Source organism: Agriterribacter sp. (assembly GCF_035497235.1).
Classification (GTDB): Bacteria; Bacteroidota; Bacteroidia; order Chitinophagales; family Chitinophagaceae; genus Agriterribacter.
This window is the reverse complement of record NZ_DATJEB010000049.1, coordinates 165,257-183,229: the sequence shown is the minus strand read 5'-3', so window position 1 is coordinate 183,229 and position 17,973 is coordinate 165,257. Positions and strand designations below refer to the sequence as shown.

Sequence of the window (17,973 nt, the reverse complement as noted above, 5' to 3'; positions counted from 1 at the left end):
GGGGATAAAGATAATCATTAAAAAGGTTTCATTATTGATTCATAGCGATGGACTTTATAATAGAGTAATAAAGGCGTTCGGGGAGTCGCATATCTTTTGTAATAATAAGCGCCTGCGCTTTAAGCCCATTTTTATATTGAATGGTTTTATGCTGGTTGGTAATAAGCCCGTTATCTAATTGTATCGTTCCTAAAAAGCTGCTGTCAATGGTTACATCGGAGAGGTAGTTTAAAGTGCCAGACAGAAAACCCGTTTCCTGGTATGGGTAGGCATAAAAGCGCAATTGCACCTTCATGCCTGTATCCACTTTTCCAAAATTATATTGGGCCAGTTTTATTTCTGCGTAATACTTGCTGTCGCGGGGGTTAACATAACCTAACAGCTTACCTTGCTCAATGTATTGATTTTGCTGAAGCGGCAAAGCAAAAACAACAGCTCCGTCTGCCGGAGACTGTATCGTATACCGTTTCAGCCAGTCGTCTACGCTGCTTTTAAGCGTGTGCATTGCCTGCTCGAAAGTTTGCTGCTGTTGTAAAATATCATGCTCCAGTTGGTCTATTTCCTTTTGCTTACTGCGAATTTGATTGTCTTGTGATGTAATATTTGCGTTTATCTGCGGCAGGGATTGTTGTTTGCTTAATAATGCGCTTTGCGCCTGGCGGTATTCTTGCTTAGAAATTACTTTTTCTTCATACAGTTTTTTGTTCATCTCAAAAGTGGATTTTGCAAGCGCGTTGTCTTCAGCCGTCAGCTCCTTTTGTTCGGTGGCCTGCTCTTTTATATGTTGCAACGCGGCGATATCCCTGAGTAGCATATTTTTTCTTTTCAAATAAAAATCATTTACAAAATAATCACTGTATTGCTGTTTTGCAGCAATAAATACCTGGTAAGCTGTTTGCAATTCACCCAACCTGGTAAAGTGTTTATCAAATAAGGCCGCAATGGATAAAGGGCTGCCGGTATCCAACATTTGTACGCCGCTATTCAACCTAAACGCCAGGTCAATCACTTCTTTTGTATCGGCGTTTGATTCTATCCAGCCTAATACATCACCTTGTTTTACCTGCTGGTTATTTTTTACAAGTAAGGCAGTAAGCTTGCCTGTTTGTTGAGGAACGATCTCTTTTGGTGCGTTCATGCCTGTAAGCATAGCGCTTCCTTCTATTGTATCAGGATATTTTATAAACCACGATCCTGCTGCAATTGCTGTTATAATAAGAAGAAAAATTAGTAACGCCCATTTTTCAAAAGGGTCCGGCTTACGACTGATAACTTCCTGCGTTTCTTCGGAGCGGAGAACAAAATTTTTGTTTAAGGAAACAGATGTCATATCCGTTTCAGAAAGAGGCGTCATATCTGCTATTTCGTTTTTCATAGTTTATCAGTTTCCAAGTTCCAATTGATTTTTTACCAGCTCAAAATATTTCCCTTTAAGACTGGTCAATTCTATATGTGTTCCTTCTTCAACTATTTTACCCTTTTCAAGTACTACAATTTTACCGGCATTTTTTACTGTGCTTAACCTGTGGGCTACTATCACAACCGTTCTGCCTTTAAAAAAATGCTCCAGGTTCTCTATAATTATTTTTTCGTTATTGGCATCCAGCGCGTTGGTTGCCTCATCAAAAAAAATATAATCCGGGTCTTTGTATATTGCCCTTGCTATAAGCAGCCTTTGCTTTTGTCCCTGGCTTACCCCCGTACCATCCACACCAAGCTTTGTATAATAGCCGTTAGGCAGCGATTCTATAAATGAATGAATATTAGCTGCCCTGCAGCTATGCGCCAGCCTGTTATAATCAATTTCCTCATCGCCTACTGTTATATTACGCGCTATGGTATCGTTAAAAATATAGCCATCCTGTAATACCGCCCCGCATTTGCTTCTCCAGAATGAATGGCTGATATAGTCAAGCTTTGTCCCTTCTTCTTTATCTTCTTTTGCTCCAATCTTAATTTCCCCGTTATACTGATCATATATCTTCAGCAAAATTTTTACAAGGGTGGTCTTTCCGCTGCCGCTGGCTCCAACTATAGCAGTCACCTTATTTTCAGGGATCAGCAAATTTATTTTTTCTAAAACCAGGTCGTTGCCTGCTCCGGGATAGGTAAATGATACCTCATTCAGCAGAATACTTTTTTCTTCAGGCAGTTGTTTTATATACATTTTACCCTGTTGCTCTTCTTCATCCAGTTGATGTATCTCATTCAATCTTTCCATGCTTATTTTGGCATCCTGGGCGCTTTGCACAAACCCTATCCATTGCTGAACAGGAGCGCTAAGCTGTCCCATTATATATTGTATAGCCAGCATAGCTCCAAGCGTAAGCTTACCGTCTATTACAAAAGCCGCTACAATAAAGCTGATTATAATACCCTGTACCTGGTTGATCAAGGTTGCCCCTGCCTCCTGCCATTGGCTATAATTTAAGTTCCTGAAATTTAGTTTAAAGAGAGATGCCTGTATATTTTCCCACTCCCATCTTTTTTGCTTCTGGGCATTATTAAGCCTTAGCTCCTGCATACCCTGTATCAATTGCAATGTGGCATCGTTTTCTTTAGCGGAAAGATGAAAGCCTTCATAATTCAGCTTTCGCCTTATACGAAGGAACAGGGTAACCCACAAAAAATAGATAAAGCTGCCTGCGCAGAACACAAAGAACAGTTGCACATTGTATACGATGAGCACTATGGCATATATGGCAAAGTTGAATACGGAAAATAATGTGGACAGGGCAGAACCGGTAAGGAATGTTTGGATCTGCTTATGGTCTCCGATCCGTTGCAACGTATCGCCTGTGTGATGTATATCAAAGTAAGACACGGGCAGGCGGGTAAGCTTTATCCAGAAATCAGACAGTATCTGGATATTCAGGATATTGGATATTCTTAACAGCAAACGGTTTCTGATAAAATCAACTACCGTTCTGCTAAAGGTAAGCATCAGTTGGGCCGCCAAAACAACGGTTACAAAGTGCAGGTTATGAAGATTGATCCCGTTATCCACAATACTTTGTGTTAGAAAGGGAAATACCAATTGCAATAATGAAGCAATAAGCAGTGCTGTAAATACCTGCGTAATTTGCCATTTGCTGGTAACAAGGTATTGTAGAACCAGTTGCCAGCTCAGTTTTTTCTCCTTCTCTCCCTGCCGCTGATAAAATAAGGGGGTAGGCTCCATCAATAAAGCAATACCAACATCTTCACCTGTTTCATTTTTTGAAGCCACCCAGTGAGATAAGAACTCATTGTACGTATGTGTTATAATGCCTTTGCCAGGGTTGGCTATTTTTATTTTTGACCGGGTAATAGAAATCAATACCACAAAATGATTTTGATCCCAGTGCAGGATGCAGGGCATTGCTACCTGTTGTAATTGCTCAAAAGAAATTTTAACGCCTCTTGTTCTGAATCCCAGTTCCTCGGCGGTTTCACTTATCCCCAACAGGGAAACACCTGCTTTATTAAAACCTGCTTTGTGGCGTAAGGTATCCGTATTAAAATGATGACCATAATGCCTTGCCACCATTTTAAGACAACTAGGGCCACAATCCATAGCATTGAGCTGCTTATAAAATACAAAGGAATTCAAGCTTTTCATTATAGCAATTAAATACAATTACAATGTAGCAATTAAAATAATAAAATCTATAGTGAATTGGTATAGATACTAAACACTGATATAAGTGTATGCACTTACATTATCTTCTATTTGTGTCCTGAATAAAATTATATTCTGTAAAAATATATGGATGAAGTAAAATTTAAACTAACTTAGGAAGTGGTATAAGTTTTGATCAACACCAAATTGATTACTTGCCATGAACCTTACTATACCACAGCATAACTGTGAAAAAACGGTTATCCGGTTGATTAGGTGCCAGAAAATTAATATTACTGACACTACCATCAGAACTTCGCTTGAAACACATCCTGATTATCCAAGCCTGCTCAGTATTTCAGACTTTTTACACTCCTATAATATTGAAAATATTGCATTGAAAACAAGGGTTGAAAACTTTGCTGAATTCCCTGTTCCATTTATAGCGCATATTTTCAGGACTTCTGCCAACGAAGATATTTTTATTATTGTTCACGAAGTAAAGGGAAATAGAATCGTATATGAAGCCCCTGATGGAACAAGTTTGATTAGGGAAGACATAGACAAGTTTAGTCAAAAGTTTGCAGGTCATGTATTACTGATAGACGCATCGGAAGCGAAGCCGGAAAGAGATTATGGTATTAAGCAGAAGACAGAGCATCGGGAGAAGATCATTAGTACGCTGGCTTTGATAGCTATTCCGGTTGTGGCATTGGCCTACATGATATCAATGTTTTTCAGGTATCCGGCTGTTACCGTTGTTTTTGGTGAGTTATTTTTATTATTAGCGCTTGTTGGTACCGGTGTAAGTTTTTTGCTTCTATTATTTGAGATTGATAACCATAATCCCTTGCTGAAGGAAGTCTGCCGACCTGGCAAAAAAATCAATTGTACGGCGGTATTACAATCAAAAGCGTCCGGCATAATGGGGGTAAGCTGGAGCAGTATCGGCTTTTGCTATTTTTCCGGTATGTTGCTTTTCCTGCTGGTATTGGGCATAGATAGTTCACAGGCATTGCTTGTGACGGGTAGTGTTAGTGTACTGTCGTTACCGTATATTTTCTTCTCCCTATACTATCAATGGAAAGTCGTAAAGCAATGGTGTGTGCTTTGCCTGGCCATTCAGGCAATATTGTTGTTACAGTTTATAGTGGCTGCTACAGGCGGCTTTTACAACAATCTTTCCGTGGCTGAAGTTTCCTTTGGTACTTATATGGCAACAATACTATTTTTCATGTTTCCAGCGCTGGCTTTATATATCACGCTCCCGGCAATAAAAAAATCAAAAGAAGGTGTATCGCATTACCATGCATTACAACGGCTAAAACATAACAGGCAGGTATTTGATGCTTTGCTGGGCAGGCAAAAGAAAATAGAACATCCAACAAAAGAGCTTGGCATTACAATAGGTAAGCCGGATGCAAAATGGAAGATCGTTAAAGTTTGTAATCCTTATTGTGGCCCCTGTGCAAAAGCGCACTCGCTCATTGAAGAACTGATAAGTAATAATGAGGAATTAAGTGTACAGATAATTTTTACTGCAACTGAAAACGAAAAAGATATAAAAAAGGCACCGGCTATGCATTTAATGTCAATTGCTGCAAACAATGATGAAACGCTTACCAATCAAGCGTTGAGTGACTGGTACAATGCACCCCGAAAGGATTATAAAGCTTTCGCCGAAAAATATGCTGCACACACTCCCTCTGAACAGATGAACCTGAAGATAATGGCAATGCGCGAATGGTGTGATCGCGTTCAAATTACTGTCACCCCTTCTTTTTTTGTGTGCATGAATACACACAACAACGAAGATGAGGGTGCTAAATTTTTCCAATTACCGGAAATGTACACCGTAGCTGATCTAAAATATTTCTTTACCGTATAAACAGTTTATATGTCGTTAGTCAAAGCCATTAAGCGGTTAGAATACGCCAACTTCCTCATCAGGAAAAAAGCTACAGGAGATCTAAACACTTTTGCTAAAAAAATGAAATTATCAAAGAGTGCGGTTAAACATATTTTATGCGAAATGCGGGACTTAGGCGCAAACATCAAATATGACAAACTACGGAAATATTACTATTACGAAGAAGATGGCGAATTCTGCATTTCCAGGTTTATGAAATATGGTGAGATGCTAACAAAAGACAAAACTGCCTATATTGGTAAACCGGAAGAGTTATGTTTTTCAGAAAAAGCCGTTTTTGTCCTTTGCAAAGATATTTAAAAAGTTTTGGAGCCAGAAATAGTGGCTCGGGGAGGTATAGCTTTGTCATTGTTAATTATTATTTACACAGCCTGCATAAAAACAGGTTTAAATTTTACAAAAATGAAAAAACTAAAACTAAAATTAAAACTTCAAAGCATTGAAGGATCAGAAATTCTTACAAGAGAGCAACTGAAAACAGTGATGGGTGGAAGTGGAAGTGGAGGTGGCGAATATTGCCAGACTGACGGGTTTGTTTGTTGGCAAGAAAATGGCAACACGTATACGTGCTTCGAAACCGAAAGTGCATGTTGCTGTGGACATGACAAGGGAAATAGATATTGCTATAAGTATTGAACTTTGAAGATTTTTACCGGACACTAATAATTCTTCCAAACCAGTATATAGTATAAACAACACTCATTCGGGTAATGAAAAAAGAATTATTTATAATACTCATTAGCTTGGGCATTGCGAAATTTAGCGATGCTCAAGCTAATTTTTCTCTTTCTGGTAACATTTCCAAAGAGTTTGAACATTCTGTTGTCAAGCTATTCTCTCAAGACTCCACATTCTCTACTTTGTATGATACTGTAGCTAATGGCTCTTTTTCGTTTTCAGGTACTCTAATTCAGGAATTTAATTGTGTGTATCTTTCTTTTTCGAAAGGAAGCTCCAGGATAACCACAGGGCCTTTCTTTTTAGCCGCTAGAAAAATGAGCCTAAGTCTATTATGCAAAGACAATGAACCTTGTCAAATCCATTACACCAATATTCCGTTTGTTGATGAGCAGGCAGCGTACAGCAAAGCAATCACAAACATTGACGATAGCTTAGTACAAACTTACGACCTTATCTTTCAAGTAAAAAAAAATCTAAGAAAAGGCTTTAGTATAGACTCATTAGATAAAAAATACAATGATCTAAAAACAAAGCGCAAACTATCCGTACTCAAATTTTTAGGTTCACACAAAGACTCTTATTACGCGTTATTTGTTTTTAAGGATCAAGTATTAGATTTTGCTTCTGCTTCTGATTTCGAGGAGAACGACACACCTGTGTTAGTGGAAATCTATAGTGGTTTTAGCGAAGTGTTGAAAACAACAGGTTTAGGCATATACATCAGTCAGCAATTAGCAAAAAGGGAATCACTTCTGTTAGGAAAACAATTTCCCGATTTTTCATTCCATTCAGAAACGCTGCTACCATATACGCTGTCAGAATTTAAAAATAAAAAGTATGTGCTACTTTGCTTTTGGGCTTCCTGGTGTAAACCTTGCATAAAAGGATTGCCGACATTTTCAAAGCTTGCTGCTGAGTATAAAGACCAGGAGCTGCAAATCGTTTATTTATCAATTGATAAAGAAGAAGAAAAATGGAGGCGGATAGTAAAAGAAACCAGACCGCCAGGATTGCAAACTTGTGATATTTACCCATTTGTATGCAGCAACAAAATGCTGCGAAACCTATTGGCTATACAAGCCATACCACAATATTTTCTGATTGATAAAACAGGAAAAATTATATATCACAACCGACTGTCTAATGATGATGAGAAATATACCATATTAAGCAATTTATTGAAACAGCTTCTGAAGCCCGAACAACAGCAGTAAAAAACAATTCAGAAAAAGCAAAAAAAAGACCAGGAGTATTATAATACGCAGCAACGTTTTAAACACAACAAACAGGTATTTGATGCTTTGCTGGACAGGCAAAAGAAAACAGAACATCCAACAGAAGCGCTTGGCATTACAATAGGTAAGCCGGATGAAAAATGGAAGATCATTAACGAACTGATTACACAACAGAAAAGTAAAATACAGACGATGAAAAAATGGTGCGATGAAACACAGATAAATTTTACACCAACTTATTTTCATAAATGGCTACCAATTACCTGATGCTTATACTTTACCAGACCTAAAATATCTTCTCACCTCTATATAAAATTCGATGCTATGGGTATTTTACGACAAATAAAACGACTTCAGTATATTGATTATATTATCAGAAGGAAAGCGACAGGAAATTTAAGAACTTTCGCTGAGAAGAACAGGTTGAGCAAAAGGGGCTTAGCAGCAGTATTACAGGAAATGAGAGAAATGGGCTTCCCAGTAAAATACAGTCGTCAACTTAATAGCTACTATTATGAAGAGGACGGAGAAATGGTAAAGTGCCTTTTTATAAAACATGGAGAGATACTAACTCGGGGAGAAACAAGGAGCATAGGTAGCCATCCCGAAAATTTATGTTTTTCTAAAGTGGAGATTTTTGAGATTTGTGAAAATTCATAAAATATGCTTCAAGGCACTTATGGTGCCTTGAAGCATTTGAACTAATAGAAGCAAGTAAAAGAAGCTTTTATTCAATAATATAGCCTTGCATAAAACATTCTATTTGTCGAATTGGAACGGATATAATATTAATACCTATGAGATTTTATGTATTGTCCTTAAAATAGAAACCATTCCTATAAAATGATCTGTTGTAGTGTTTGTAATACCATAAATTATCCATGAGCTCGTTTCCAATAACTGTACATGCAATTAATCTTCCCAAGAGAATAGACCGGAAATCTAACCTGATCGGTCAGTTTCTTGACAAAGAGGAATTTAGCCTAAGAATAGTAGAGCCTACTTCAGATCCGAATGCTGCCAAAAGCCTTTGGAATACTATAAGAAATATTATAAGAAAAAATCTTGAGAACGATTTTGTTATTATTTGTGAGGATGATCACATTTTCACACAACACTATTCCGCAAGAATACTGCAAAGTTCTATTGGCCAAGCAGTGAACTTAAATGCCGATCTTTTATTAGGCGGAATTAGTTGGTGCAAAAATGCTATTTCTATTAATAGTAATTTATTTTGGGTTGACAAGTTCTCAGGCTTACAGTTCGTAGTATTATTCAGGAAAGTATATTCGAAAGTATTGACGGTTGACTTTCAAGATCATGATTGTGCAGATTATAAACTTTCAGGTTTGGCGAAAAACAAGTTTGTAATTTATCCATTTATTTCTATACAGAAGGATTATGGTTATTCGGATGTTACTTATAAAAATAATGAAAAGCGTAGAGTAGAAAAACTATTTGAAAATTGCAGTTCTTCATTTGCGTTCTTGTTAAAAGTGGAAAAATACTATAAAGAATTTAACGGCGCAATGATAAGTGAACCCAATTACAATGCCATTTCAATCCCAACATATATCATTAATCTCCCGGAACGAACGGAACGACTGGAGCATATAAAGAAGGAATTTGCCGGGCGGAAAGAATTTGATCTGACTATAGTGGAAGCTTGCAGGCATAAGATCGGTGCAGTTGGTCTTTGGCAAAGTATCCGGAAGATTATTTCACTTGCTATTGAAAATAATGATGATGTTATTATCATCTGCGAAGATGATCACGTCTTTACTGAGCATTATTCAAAAAATACCTTCATTCAGAATATCATTGAAGCACATACACAGGGCGTGGATATGCTTATTGGAGGAGTAGCAGACGCAAAGTATATCCTGCCCATAACAGAAAAACGATTCTGGGTGGGCAGCTTTTGGAGTACCCAGTTTATTGTTTTATATAGAAATATTTTTTCTCACATAATAAATGAGCCTTATAATGATGAAATTACGGCTGATGGAAAGCTATCAGAGAGCGTTGTTAACAAGATGGTTCTATTCCCCTTCATCTCCACACAAAAAGAGTTCGGATACTCAGACATATCAGCTTATTATAATAATCAGAGGGCAAGCAACCCTCCTCATAAAAAATTTCAGGATAGTTTTCGCAAATTCGAGCTTATCAAGAAGATATACCAAAAACATAGAAATCAGTTAAACACTTTTTAAATAAATTTATCATGACCTTTGAATTAATTGGATGGTTAGGCGCTATTTCATATCTGATCGGCTATTTTTTGTTAGTTATTAAAAAAATTTCAGCAGACTGCTACACATATCATGTGCTGAACATGCTAGGCGCGTTGGGGTTAATTTTTAATGCCTGGTATCTACAAGATCACCCTAACATAATGGTAAATGTTACCTGGTTACTGATAGCAATTTATGCACTTGGCTGCGTATTCAAACTTAAAAAGAAAGAAAAAGGTATTCCTGAAAATATTTAAAAAATGGATAAGGAGATATTAGACCTCATATATCATGAAAAGCTCCTGCCGGAAAATCATTCAGAAATAGTTAGCCTGAAACTACTGAAAGAGGGAATGACAAACAGTAACTATTTATGTATCACCGAAGCAGGAAGTAAATACGTCATCCGTATTCCAGGTTATAATACTTCCGAGATGATTGACAGAAAAAGCGAATGGGCAAATCACCATAAGATTACTGTGCTAAATCTAAATACAAAACATGTTGCCTATTTAAAAAATTCCTGGATTAAAGTGTCCGTCTATGTTGAAAATACTCTGGAAACCATTACTTCCAGATATAAAGCAATAGATATTGCCTGCAAAGCCTTAAAAAGGTTACATAATTCAGATATTGTTTTTGCCAACAGGTTTTGGGTTTCAGACATGATAGGGCGTTATGAAAATATAGTTAGACGCAACAAAGTACAATTAAGCCCACTATACTTATTATTGAGAGCAACTCTGAAGAGCAACTCTGATGATTTTCTCTATTCAAAAATAAAGTGGACAGCTTGCCACAACGATCTTGTGAAAGGAAATATTTTATTGGATTCATCAAAGAACATTTATCTCATAGATTGGGAATATTCCGGCATGAATGATCCACTTTGGGACCTTGCATCTTTTATTCTGGAAAATGAGTTAACTCCTTCAGAAGAGCATTATATGCTTGAGAAGTACCATCAGGATGAAAACCTAAGACCCGAAAGCCAGAGCATCATTGCATTATTTAAGATTTATCAGGATATATTATGGTACTTGTGGGCGAAAATAAAAGAGTATTATGGGAGCCAGTACGGCGACTATTCAGAAAAAAGAATACGAAGAGCTTTGAAAAATTATGCAAACTTTAATTGCGAGATTTTTATGCCTTAATTATTTTGCCATTAGAATCAACAGAAATTTTAGCTGATAATATCCTGTTCACGGGTTGTTCAAGGCGATGATTCCAGGGGTAGATAAACAAATCAGTTCGCCAGTTTTTATATGTTAAGTCTAATGATTGTAGAGGGTCGGCAGGGATATAATAGGAGGATTCCTCAAAGATTACTTTTTGCAAAGGATAAAAAGAGCTTACCGGAATTTCTATTCCATCTTCCAGAATGATATACCCATTTCGCTTCTGAAATAGCCAAATATCAATAAACGGAAAGCGATAATTCAACCCAGGAATTTCATCCCCCGAGTTAAGCCATACTTTATAATAGTCTATATGTCTCCACTTTTCCTGCGTACATTTAATTGCATCCTCATTCTTCAGTATTTCTATGAAACGTTCAATTTCCCTGTCTGAAAGCAATAGATCAACATCATCGTCCCAGGGCATAATGCCACCATGCCTTATATATCCTAAAAGCGAACCATAGGATAGTATTAACTCAATTCCATGCTGTGAAGCAAGCTCATTTAACCTTCGTAAAAGAAACTGTATTTGTCTTCTACTATCATCTGTCCAATGGTCTGTACTATAAATTGCAGATTCTATAGCTTCATTTCTTGACACATTACGGAGCGGGTTTTCTTTATAGAAAAAGGACTCGCTATCATTATAGTATACATTTATTTTACTTGCTGATGACAAATCCAGTATCTCCTCGTCTAAAGGCTGTCTTACGATATTTATTTCGGATATTATTTTAGCTCCCTTCTTCGTTAGAAAAAATGCATCTAAACCCCACATTTGACCGAAAGCGTATGCCTCAAATCTGGCATTTTCATTGTAAAAAGCTCTATCAAAAGGGAAATAGATATCCCAGTCTCCATCAAGGTCAGCCAACTCATTGAATAGTTCTGGTACATCATATTCTGATTGCGCGGTTTTATCTATAATTAAACAAACATTGTGTGTTGAGCTGGTAAATTCAGCAAGTACATATTTTGTGGCAATGTGAGAAATTACTTCATAGGGCGATATCTCGAATCCATACTTGGCCTTTATGAAAATGTTGTCAATAGATAAATTCATTTTATTAAGCATTTCTATACCAGATTGCCATCCGGTCACTTGTATTAAATTCCCGTTTAATAGGCTTTCAATTTTAAATGAACTACATGATTGGTCATAAAATATATTATAAACAGGTATTCCAGTTATCATACTTCACTTAATAATAAATCAAGGTCGCGAATAGTATCTATTTCATAGCAATCATTCTTTCTTAATTTCTGCACCGTAATGTTTAATTTATCAAGATTCTCTTTAATTATCTGATCCCAATAAAAATGTAAAATAGAATGATTTTCTTCTCCATCTATTATTTGTACCAAATCATTTAAATAATTTTTGATGATATCTGTTGACGATTGAACCCAAAATGAAACCCCGGACATAACATAAGCGCCAGCCTTGTAAGTTGTATTTGTTAGATGTTGGTCTGGTATTATAATTTGTCTTAGTATTTGCTTTTGGGAAAATTCCAATATCCATTCTCTTGATATGTCTGACTTGAAGATGGAAAAATAAGTAGATGCTGTGATAGCAGGAATAAGAAAGTTCTTATTTAAGAAAACATCTCCTTCGATAATCCAGGTATTCTTTAATACATCTTTACATAAAGAAAGAGAATATATGTTGTTGTAAATTTCATATTTCGGGTTGAAAATAAGGTGGACTTCGTGTTTATTTTCTAGATATTGAAACATCTCTGCCTTATACCCAACAACAACATTAATATCAGAAATGCCAACTTCTTTCAAGAATACAATTTGCCTTTCGATTATTGATGTTCCATTAACAACCATTAATGGTTTAGGCGTTATTTCGGTATATGGTTGTAACCTGTTACCCATTCCGGCAGCCAGAATTATTGCATTCATTCTCATTATTAAACTAGTTGTAAAAACACGGGTGTATCTAAATTAATTAAATAATTTTGATATTAGAAATCTGGTTGACTTTGAAGCTAAGTTGAATTTGAACAACTTGCTTGCAAAAAATATTTAAACGCACTTATAGTGCATCGAAAGGTTTTAGCTTTGTATTGTTATATTATTTTTCTTAACAACAAAACTTTACGACATGAAAAAATTAAAGTTGAATTTCCAGGACTTTAAGAGTACTGAGGTGTTGACCAGAGAACATTTGAAAACGATTATTGGAGGAGATGGAGGAAGTGGCGGATCTTGCCCTAATGGCTATTGGTGGCTTGTTTGTACAACTCCTGGAGGGGTAGAGTGGTGGTGCCGATCATCTAACTCTGGTAATGCCAATATGCTTTGTGAAGGAATATATCCCGCATATAACCCAGATAATGTGTCGGGTGAATGGTCTCCGGTAATTAATACTGGTGGTTAATACGCTTTTTACATTTTTGAATGTTAGGGTATTCTATTTGATTTACAAGATTCCGAGAATTACGATTGTTAACTATTCTCTTCAATCTAAACTAAAAGGGTTGTCTTATTTTCGGGGCAACCTAACTTTTTTAAATATTGATAGATGCAAAAGGCAGTTATTATTATACTACTACTTGCAATGACATTTTTTACTTCTTGTAAAAATGGCAATGTGCGTAAATTGAACGAAAAGCGTAATTATAATTCCTCAGCAGGTATATACATTTCTTTTTCGGATACACTATCTCCTAATCACATTATTTTAAAAGCAACTATAAATAATAAACCTGCCTATCTATTGCTTGATAACGGCACAATGCCCAATGAATATCTTATACTTTTTAAGCCTTTTGCAGCACGCGCTCAAATTATTGATACGTTAAAGCCTTTCCGTATTGAAGCAGACCGTATAGCAAATTCGTCTGTTTTATTGTCTTTAGGTGGTTTGGAAGATTCAATTAAAAATACTGTTATTAAGCAACTACACATGTTGACTGGGCAAAAGAATGTACCCGATGGTATCCTGGGTATGGGTTTTTTAAAAAGATACATCGTAGAAATAAATTATGAAATGCGTTATTTGCAACTTCATGATACCGCAAGTTATAAAGTACCCAATGAATACAAGGAAGTGACTTTTAAACCTCCCTATACTGGCCCGTTCCGGCAACTTGATGCCGAATTTTGTATAGGTCAAAAAAGTATAAAGGAGAGCATAAGTATTGATATAGGACTTGGGGTCGATGGCTTTTTTTGGGGGCTTCCCAAATACTTAAAATATCAGCATATGCTGCAACCAGGCTTGAATGGTAAAATATCAGAATCTTATTTTGTATTTTCCAAATCAAAAAATATGCATATTATTATTGATTCTGTACATATTGTCGGTAAAACTATTAAGCTTATCCCTGCAACTATAGAGATTGAATCTTCAGCATCATACGATGCTATTATTTTGGGAAATAATGTACTTCAACGGTTCAAAAAAATATATTTTAATTTTGGTGCTAACAAAATTTATTTGCCTTGGAAATAAAATTGAGGAAGATTAGTACATATTCAGATAACAATTTTCAACTAAACATTCTTAAAATCTTGATAACTGTGAAATGCAAAGCGGTAAAAGTCAGTAGGCAATTCCTTAGAATTAGTTTGAAGTTTTCTTATTTCTCAAAGCCGTCTGAGTACCTTCTAATTGACAAGCAATAAAATGATCATTTATTTATATCCAGAAGGAATTTGTCTATCCCTGATGTGATTACTGAATTGCTTCGAAAAGTCCCAGGAACGGATGGAACAAATAGTAAGGATATATCATTAAATATTTTCCTCATAAAATCCTGAAGGATGAAAAGGATAAAGTTATACGCGACCTGCTATTGGCAGGATGATGATTCGTTGTACCGATATTTAAGCAACTACTCTCCTACCGGTCGACCTGAATGTAAGAATATTGAATTTACACGTAGTAATAACTTTGACTTGTCCATAATTTTTACAGCACCGTATAAGCACCATAAGAAAATTAGCACCAATTCTTCTATTGTTTTTTTAACAGAACCGCCGGGGTCAAAACATCATATTAATAGATCAGACATTTATGTATCTAAAATGTACTGTCCGGAAATTTTTTGGGGATGCGGGAAACAGGAAATAGATTTAATTCGAAAAGGTAAGTTTGACAAGACACTTTGTCTATCTTCCGTCACGAGCGAACTTTCATTTTTGGAGGGGCATCAAAGGAGGCTGTTGTTTATCCAATACCTGGATAAAGTTGTACAAGAAGGGTTTAGTTTGTTCGGAAGGAAGTATTCAGGAAACTTTTTCAAGCTGATTGATTCATACAAAGGTGAAATCGAAAACAAGTTAGATGCACTGATAAATTTTGAATATCATTTTGCTTGTGAGAATTCTTTTGTCAGAGATTATTTTACAGAAAAAGTGTTACAACCGATTTTAACTGAAACTTTATGTTTTTATGATGGCTGCACCAATATCTTTGACTATATACGACCAGAAGTCTTAATAAAAATAGACGTGAATGATTGCGATAGGGCAGTAGATATGGTTGTAAAAAGTATTTTGAACGATGAATATAGAAAAAGGAAGGTAGTGCTACACAAAGAAAGTATTAGAGTTCGAAATCAATTTAATATTTTGAATATTGCTTGGGCAGAGGTGAACGGAAAAAACATGCCTGACTATTTAAAGTTATGATTTAAACTTGCCATGAAAAAGATCATTTCCTTTTCTTTATGGGGCACAGAAATGCTTTATTGGCAAGGCGCCATCGAAAACATAAAAATAGCCAGGTCTTTGTACCCCGGTTGGATTTGCCGATTTTATGTGGATGAAAAAAGTGACAAGAGATATATCCGTTTGCTTCAATCACAGGAATGTGAAATTATATTTAAGCAGGCAAGGGGGAGTTGTTCCGGGCTGGTATGGCGATTTTTAGCGGCTGACAATGCCGATATTATGATTTGCAGGGACGCAGATTCCCGACTTTCATTAAGGGAAGTATATGCAGTAAATGATTGGCTAAACTCTGATAAAGATTTTCATATTATGCGTGACCATCCTCTGCACACCAGTCTTATACTCGGAGGCATGTGGGGATGTAGAAATATGGAGGGGATGAATGCATTAGTTGAAAACATTCCTTATGAGCACCAGGAGGTTAAAGGTTTCGATCAGTATTATTTAGCTAAATATATTTATCCTCAGATCAAAGATGCTGCATTAATCCACGATAGCTATAAGCTATTCGGAGACGGAATTGACTTCCCTACTAAACGCATTGAAAATGAATATGTTGGTGCAGTTATTCCTGTTTAAAATTTATTAAGCCCGTTTATATAAAAACAGGCTTAATAAGAATGACTATCTGATGACACTAAACAATATGAAGCCATGCTTTGAAGGATCATACAAAACAAATATTTTTTCTGGTTGCCCTGCATAGTACCCGCCTGGCACAGGTTTGCTGTTTTGCGAAAACCTGTTTGGCAGGCATTCAATTTTATTTTACATTTATCTTTCACGCCCGCCTGACCAATTCATTCGCCCGCCCGACTGAACATCGTTCGGGCGGGCAAAGGGCGCAACGAAGCAAAGAGCGCAAAGGAGGATTTACAATTTTAAGCTTCCGGATTTGGCATTATGCAAAAAGCAAAGGCAGAAGAAAATCATAACACTGTTCATATGAAACGATATCTCTTTTCTCTCCTGATCGCAACGTTGAGCTATGGCCTATCCTCCGCCCAGGGGCCTCCAGCCAATTATGATGAATCAGCGGTTCCTCCCTATACCCTGCCCGACCCATTGATTTCCCCGAAGGGAAAAGCGGTTACAACCGTTAAGGAATGGGAGCGCAAACAAAAACCCTATATTTTAAAACTATTTACAGAAAATGTGTATGGAAAAATACCAGCCAGGCCTGCAGGCATGCATTTTAAGGTTACAGAAACAGATTCTGCTGCATTAAATGGAAAAGCAATACGGAAACAGGTCGCTATTTATTTTTCCGGAGGAGATGATGCTCCTTCGATGGACCTGCTACTGTATTTGCCTAAAACCAATAAACCTGCAACAGTATTTGTGGGATTGAATTTCACCGGCAATCATACCATTGCTGCAGATAAAGCGATTAAGCCCGCCAGGCATCTCAAAAAGAAAGACCGGCAAATGACCGACAGTGAAGCCATTGAAAGCTCAAGAGGGTCTTCTGCTTCGCGTTGGCCATTGGAAGAAATAATTAATAAAGGATACGGCGTTGCCACCGCGCATTATTACGACCTGGAGCCTGACGATAAAGATGGATGGAAACAGGGCATTCGTACTACCATGAAAGACGCTTTACATATAGCAACGGATGAATGGAGCGCCATTGGCGCATGGTCATGGGGGCTAAGCAGGATACAGGATTACCTTGAATCGGATGCTGCAGTGGATGCCAAAAGAACCATACTCATCGGTCACTCACGGCTGGGTAAAACCGCTTTGTGGGCCGGAGCAAACGACCAGCGTTTTTCCATTGTTATCTCCAACAATTCTGGTGAAGGCGGCGCCGCACTTTCCCGCAGGATATTTGGAGAAACCATCCGCAACCTCAATACCAGCTTTCCGCACTGGTTCATTGCACGATATAAAAGTTATAACGATCATCCGGAAATGCTCCCCGTTGATCAGCATATGCTGCTATCGCTTATTGCTCCCCGGCCTTTATATGTTGCCAGCGCCGAAGACGACAAATGGGCCGATCCCAAAGGCGAGTTCCTTTCGGCGAAAAACGCATCACCTGTTTATGCGCTTTACAAACTACAGGGAGTAACTGTTAATGAAATGCCCAACGTAAACAACCTTGTGGGAGAAACGATAAGATACCATATCAGAACCGGTAAGCACGATGTTACTTTATACGACTGGCAGCAATACCTGGAGTTTGCGGAGCAAAATAAAAAAAGTGAATAGTCAGTGGGTGAATGGTGAAGAAGGAATTATCATCTTGTCATTAGTATGCTTTAGCTGACTGCTGAAAGCTGATAGCTGACCGCTTAAGATAAAAAGTGAGTAGTAAGTAAATATTGATCTTTCTTAAAAAATACAGTAATCATTCATGAAATGAGCCATAATAATGTCTGTCACCAACCGTGATGTTTATTGGCGAATT

18 protein-coding genes are annotated in these 17,973 nt (G+C 37.0%); 14 read left to right on the top strand and 4 right to left on the bottom strand.

The features are described from left to right. Window positions 1-31 precede the first annotated feature (31 nt). Both VL121_RS16945 and VL121_RS16940 read right to left on the bottom strand, forming a co-directional pair. Window positions 32-1,375 carry an HlyD family secretion protein gene (locus VL121_RS16945; protein WP_325407533.1) on the bottom strand — a complete coding sequence of 448 codons (1,344 nt, stop codon included), beginning with the start codon at window positions 1,373-1,375 and terminating at the stop codon, window positions 32-34. Window positions 1,376-1,381: 6 nt separating this feature from the next. After that, a complete protein-coding gene (locus VL121_RS16940; RefSeq protein ID WP_325407531.1) occupies window positions 1,382-3,601 on the bottom strand; it encodes a peptidase domain-containing ABC transporter in 2,220 nt (739 codons plus the stop codon). 220 nt (window positions 3,602-3,821) lie between these two features. Here VL121_RS16940 and VL121_RS16935 point away from each other — a divergent pair, with 220 nt between their 5' ends. The 9 genes from VL121_RS16935 to VL121_RS16895 all read left to right on the top strand — a co-directional run bounded on the left by VL121_RS16935 (window position 3,822) and on the right by VL121_RS16895 (window position 10,841). Beyond that, a complete protein-coding gene (locus tag VL121_RS16935; RefSeq protein WP_325407529.1) occupies window positions 3,822-5,489 on the top strand; it encodes a vitamin K epoxide reductase family protein in 1,668 nt (555 codons plus the stop codon). A 9-nt stretch (window positions 5,490-5,498) separates the two neighbouring features. Then, entirely contained in the window at window positions 5,499-5,831 is a 333-nt protein-coding gene (locus tag VL121_RS16930) for a hypothetical protein (protein WP_325407527.1), read from the top strand. A gap of 6 nt (window positions 5,832-5,837) precedes the next feature. Continuing rightward, on the top strand, window positions 5,838-6,167 hold the full coding sequence (locus VL121_RS16925) for a hypothetical protein (RefSeq protein WP_325407524.1): 330 nt from the start codon (window positions 5,838-5,840) through the stop codon (window positions 6,165-6,167). A gap of 74 nt (window positions 6,168-6,241) precedes the next feature. After that, the gene (locus VL121_RS16920) at window positions 6,242-7,426 is read left to right on the top strand and encodes a TlpA disulfide reductase family protein (RefSeq protein WP_325407522.1); all 1,185 of its coding nucleotides are present in this window, start codon (window positions 6,242-6,244) and stop codon (window positions 7,424-7,426) included. Window positions 7,427-7,513: 87 nt separating this feature from the next. Further along, a complete protein-coding gene (locus VL121_RS16915; protein ID WP_325407520.1) occupies window positions 7,514-7,714 on the top strand; it encodes a hypothetical protein in 201 nt (66 codons plus the stop codon). Window positions 7,715-7,771: 57 nt separating this feature from the next. Further along, window positions 7,772-8,107: a hypothetical protein gene (locus VL121_RS16910; RefSeq protein ID WP_325407518.1), complete on the top strand. Its 336-nt coding sequence runs from the start codon at window positions 7,772-7,774 to the stop codon at window positions 8,105-8,107. A gap of 221 nt (window positions 8,108-8,328) precedes the next feature. After that, window positions 8,329-9,663, top strand: a complete 1,335-nt coding sequence (locus VL121_RS16905; RefSeq protein WP_325407516.1) for a glycosyltransferase family 25 protein — start codon at window positions 8,329-8,331, stop codon at window positions 9,661-9,663. A gap of 11 nt (window positions 9,664-9,674) precedes the next feature. After that, on the top strand, window positions 9,675-9,941 hold the full coding sequence (locus VL121_RS16900; protein ID WP_325407514.1) for a CBU_0592 family membrane protein: 267 nt from the start codon (window positions 9,675-9,677) through the stop codon (window positions 9,939-9,941). Between the two features lie 3 nt (window positions 9,942-9,944). Next, the gene (locus VL121_RS16895) at window positions 9,945-10,841 is read left to right on the top strand and encodes a choline kinase family protein (RefSeq protein WP_325407512.1); all 897 of its coding nucleotides are present in this window, start codon (window positions 9,945-9,947) and stop codon (window positions 10,839-10,841) included. Here VL121_RS16895 and VL121_RS16890 read toward each other — a convergent pair. Further along, the gene (locus tag VL121_RS16890) at window positions 10,831-12,063 is read right to left on the bottom strand and encodes a LicD family protein (protein WP_325407510.1); all 1,233 of its coding nucleotides are present in this window, start codon (window positions 12,061-12,063) and stop codon (window positions 10,831-10,833) included. The genes VL121_RS16895 and VL121_RS16890 overlap by 11 nt on opposite strands. Beyond that, window positions 12,060-12,782: an NTP transferase domain-containing protein gene (locus VL121_RS16885; RefSeq protein WP_325407508.1), complete on the bottom strand. Its 723-nt coding sequence runs from the start codon at window positions 12,780-12,782 to the stop codon at window positions 12,060-12,062. Before VL121_RS16885 ends, VL121_RS16890 begins: the two co-directional genes overlap by 4 nt. A gap of 202 nt (window positions 12,783-12,984) precedes the next feature. Between VL121_RS16885 and VL121_RS16880 the strand changes: the two genes are divergently transcribed. From VL121_RS16880 to VL121_RS16860, 5 genes are all read left to right on the top strand, one after another. Beyond that, complete coding sequence (locus VL121_RS16880; protein ID WP_325407506.1) at window positions 12,985-13,260, top strand: hypothetical protein; 276 nt, start codon at window positions 12,985-12,987, stop codon at window positions 13,258-13,260. A 144-nt stretch (window positions 13,261-13,404) separates the two neighbouring features. Further along, window positions 13,405-14,337, top strand: coding sequence for a pepsin/retropepsin-like aspartic protease family protein (locus VL121_RS16875; protein ID WP_325407504.1), 933 nt, complete (start codon window positions 13,405-13,407; stop codon window positions 14,335-14,337). 311 nt (window positions 14,338-14,648) lie between these two features. Continuing rightward, window positions 14,649-15,518 (top strand): hypothetical protein, encoded by an 870-nt coding sequence (locus VL121_RS16870; protein ID WP_325407502.1) that lies wholly within the window; start codon window positions 14,649-14,651, stop codon window positions 15,516-15,518. Between the two features lie 12 nt (window positions 15,519-15,530). Continuing rightward, a complete protein-coding gene (locus VL121_RS16865) occupies window positions 15,531-16,139 on the top strand; it encodes a hypothetical protein (protein ID WP_325407500.1) in 609 nt (202 codons plus the stop codon). A gap of 366 nt (window positions 16,140-16,505) precedes the next feature. Beyond that, a complete protein-coding gene (locus tag VL121_RS16860) occupies window positions 16,506-17,774 on the top strand; it encodes a glucuronyl esterase domain-containing protein (protein WP_325407498.1) in 1,269 nt (422 codons plus the stop codon). Window positions 17,775-17,973 lie beyond the last annotated feature (199 nt).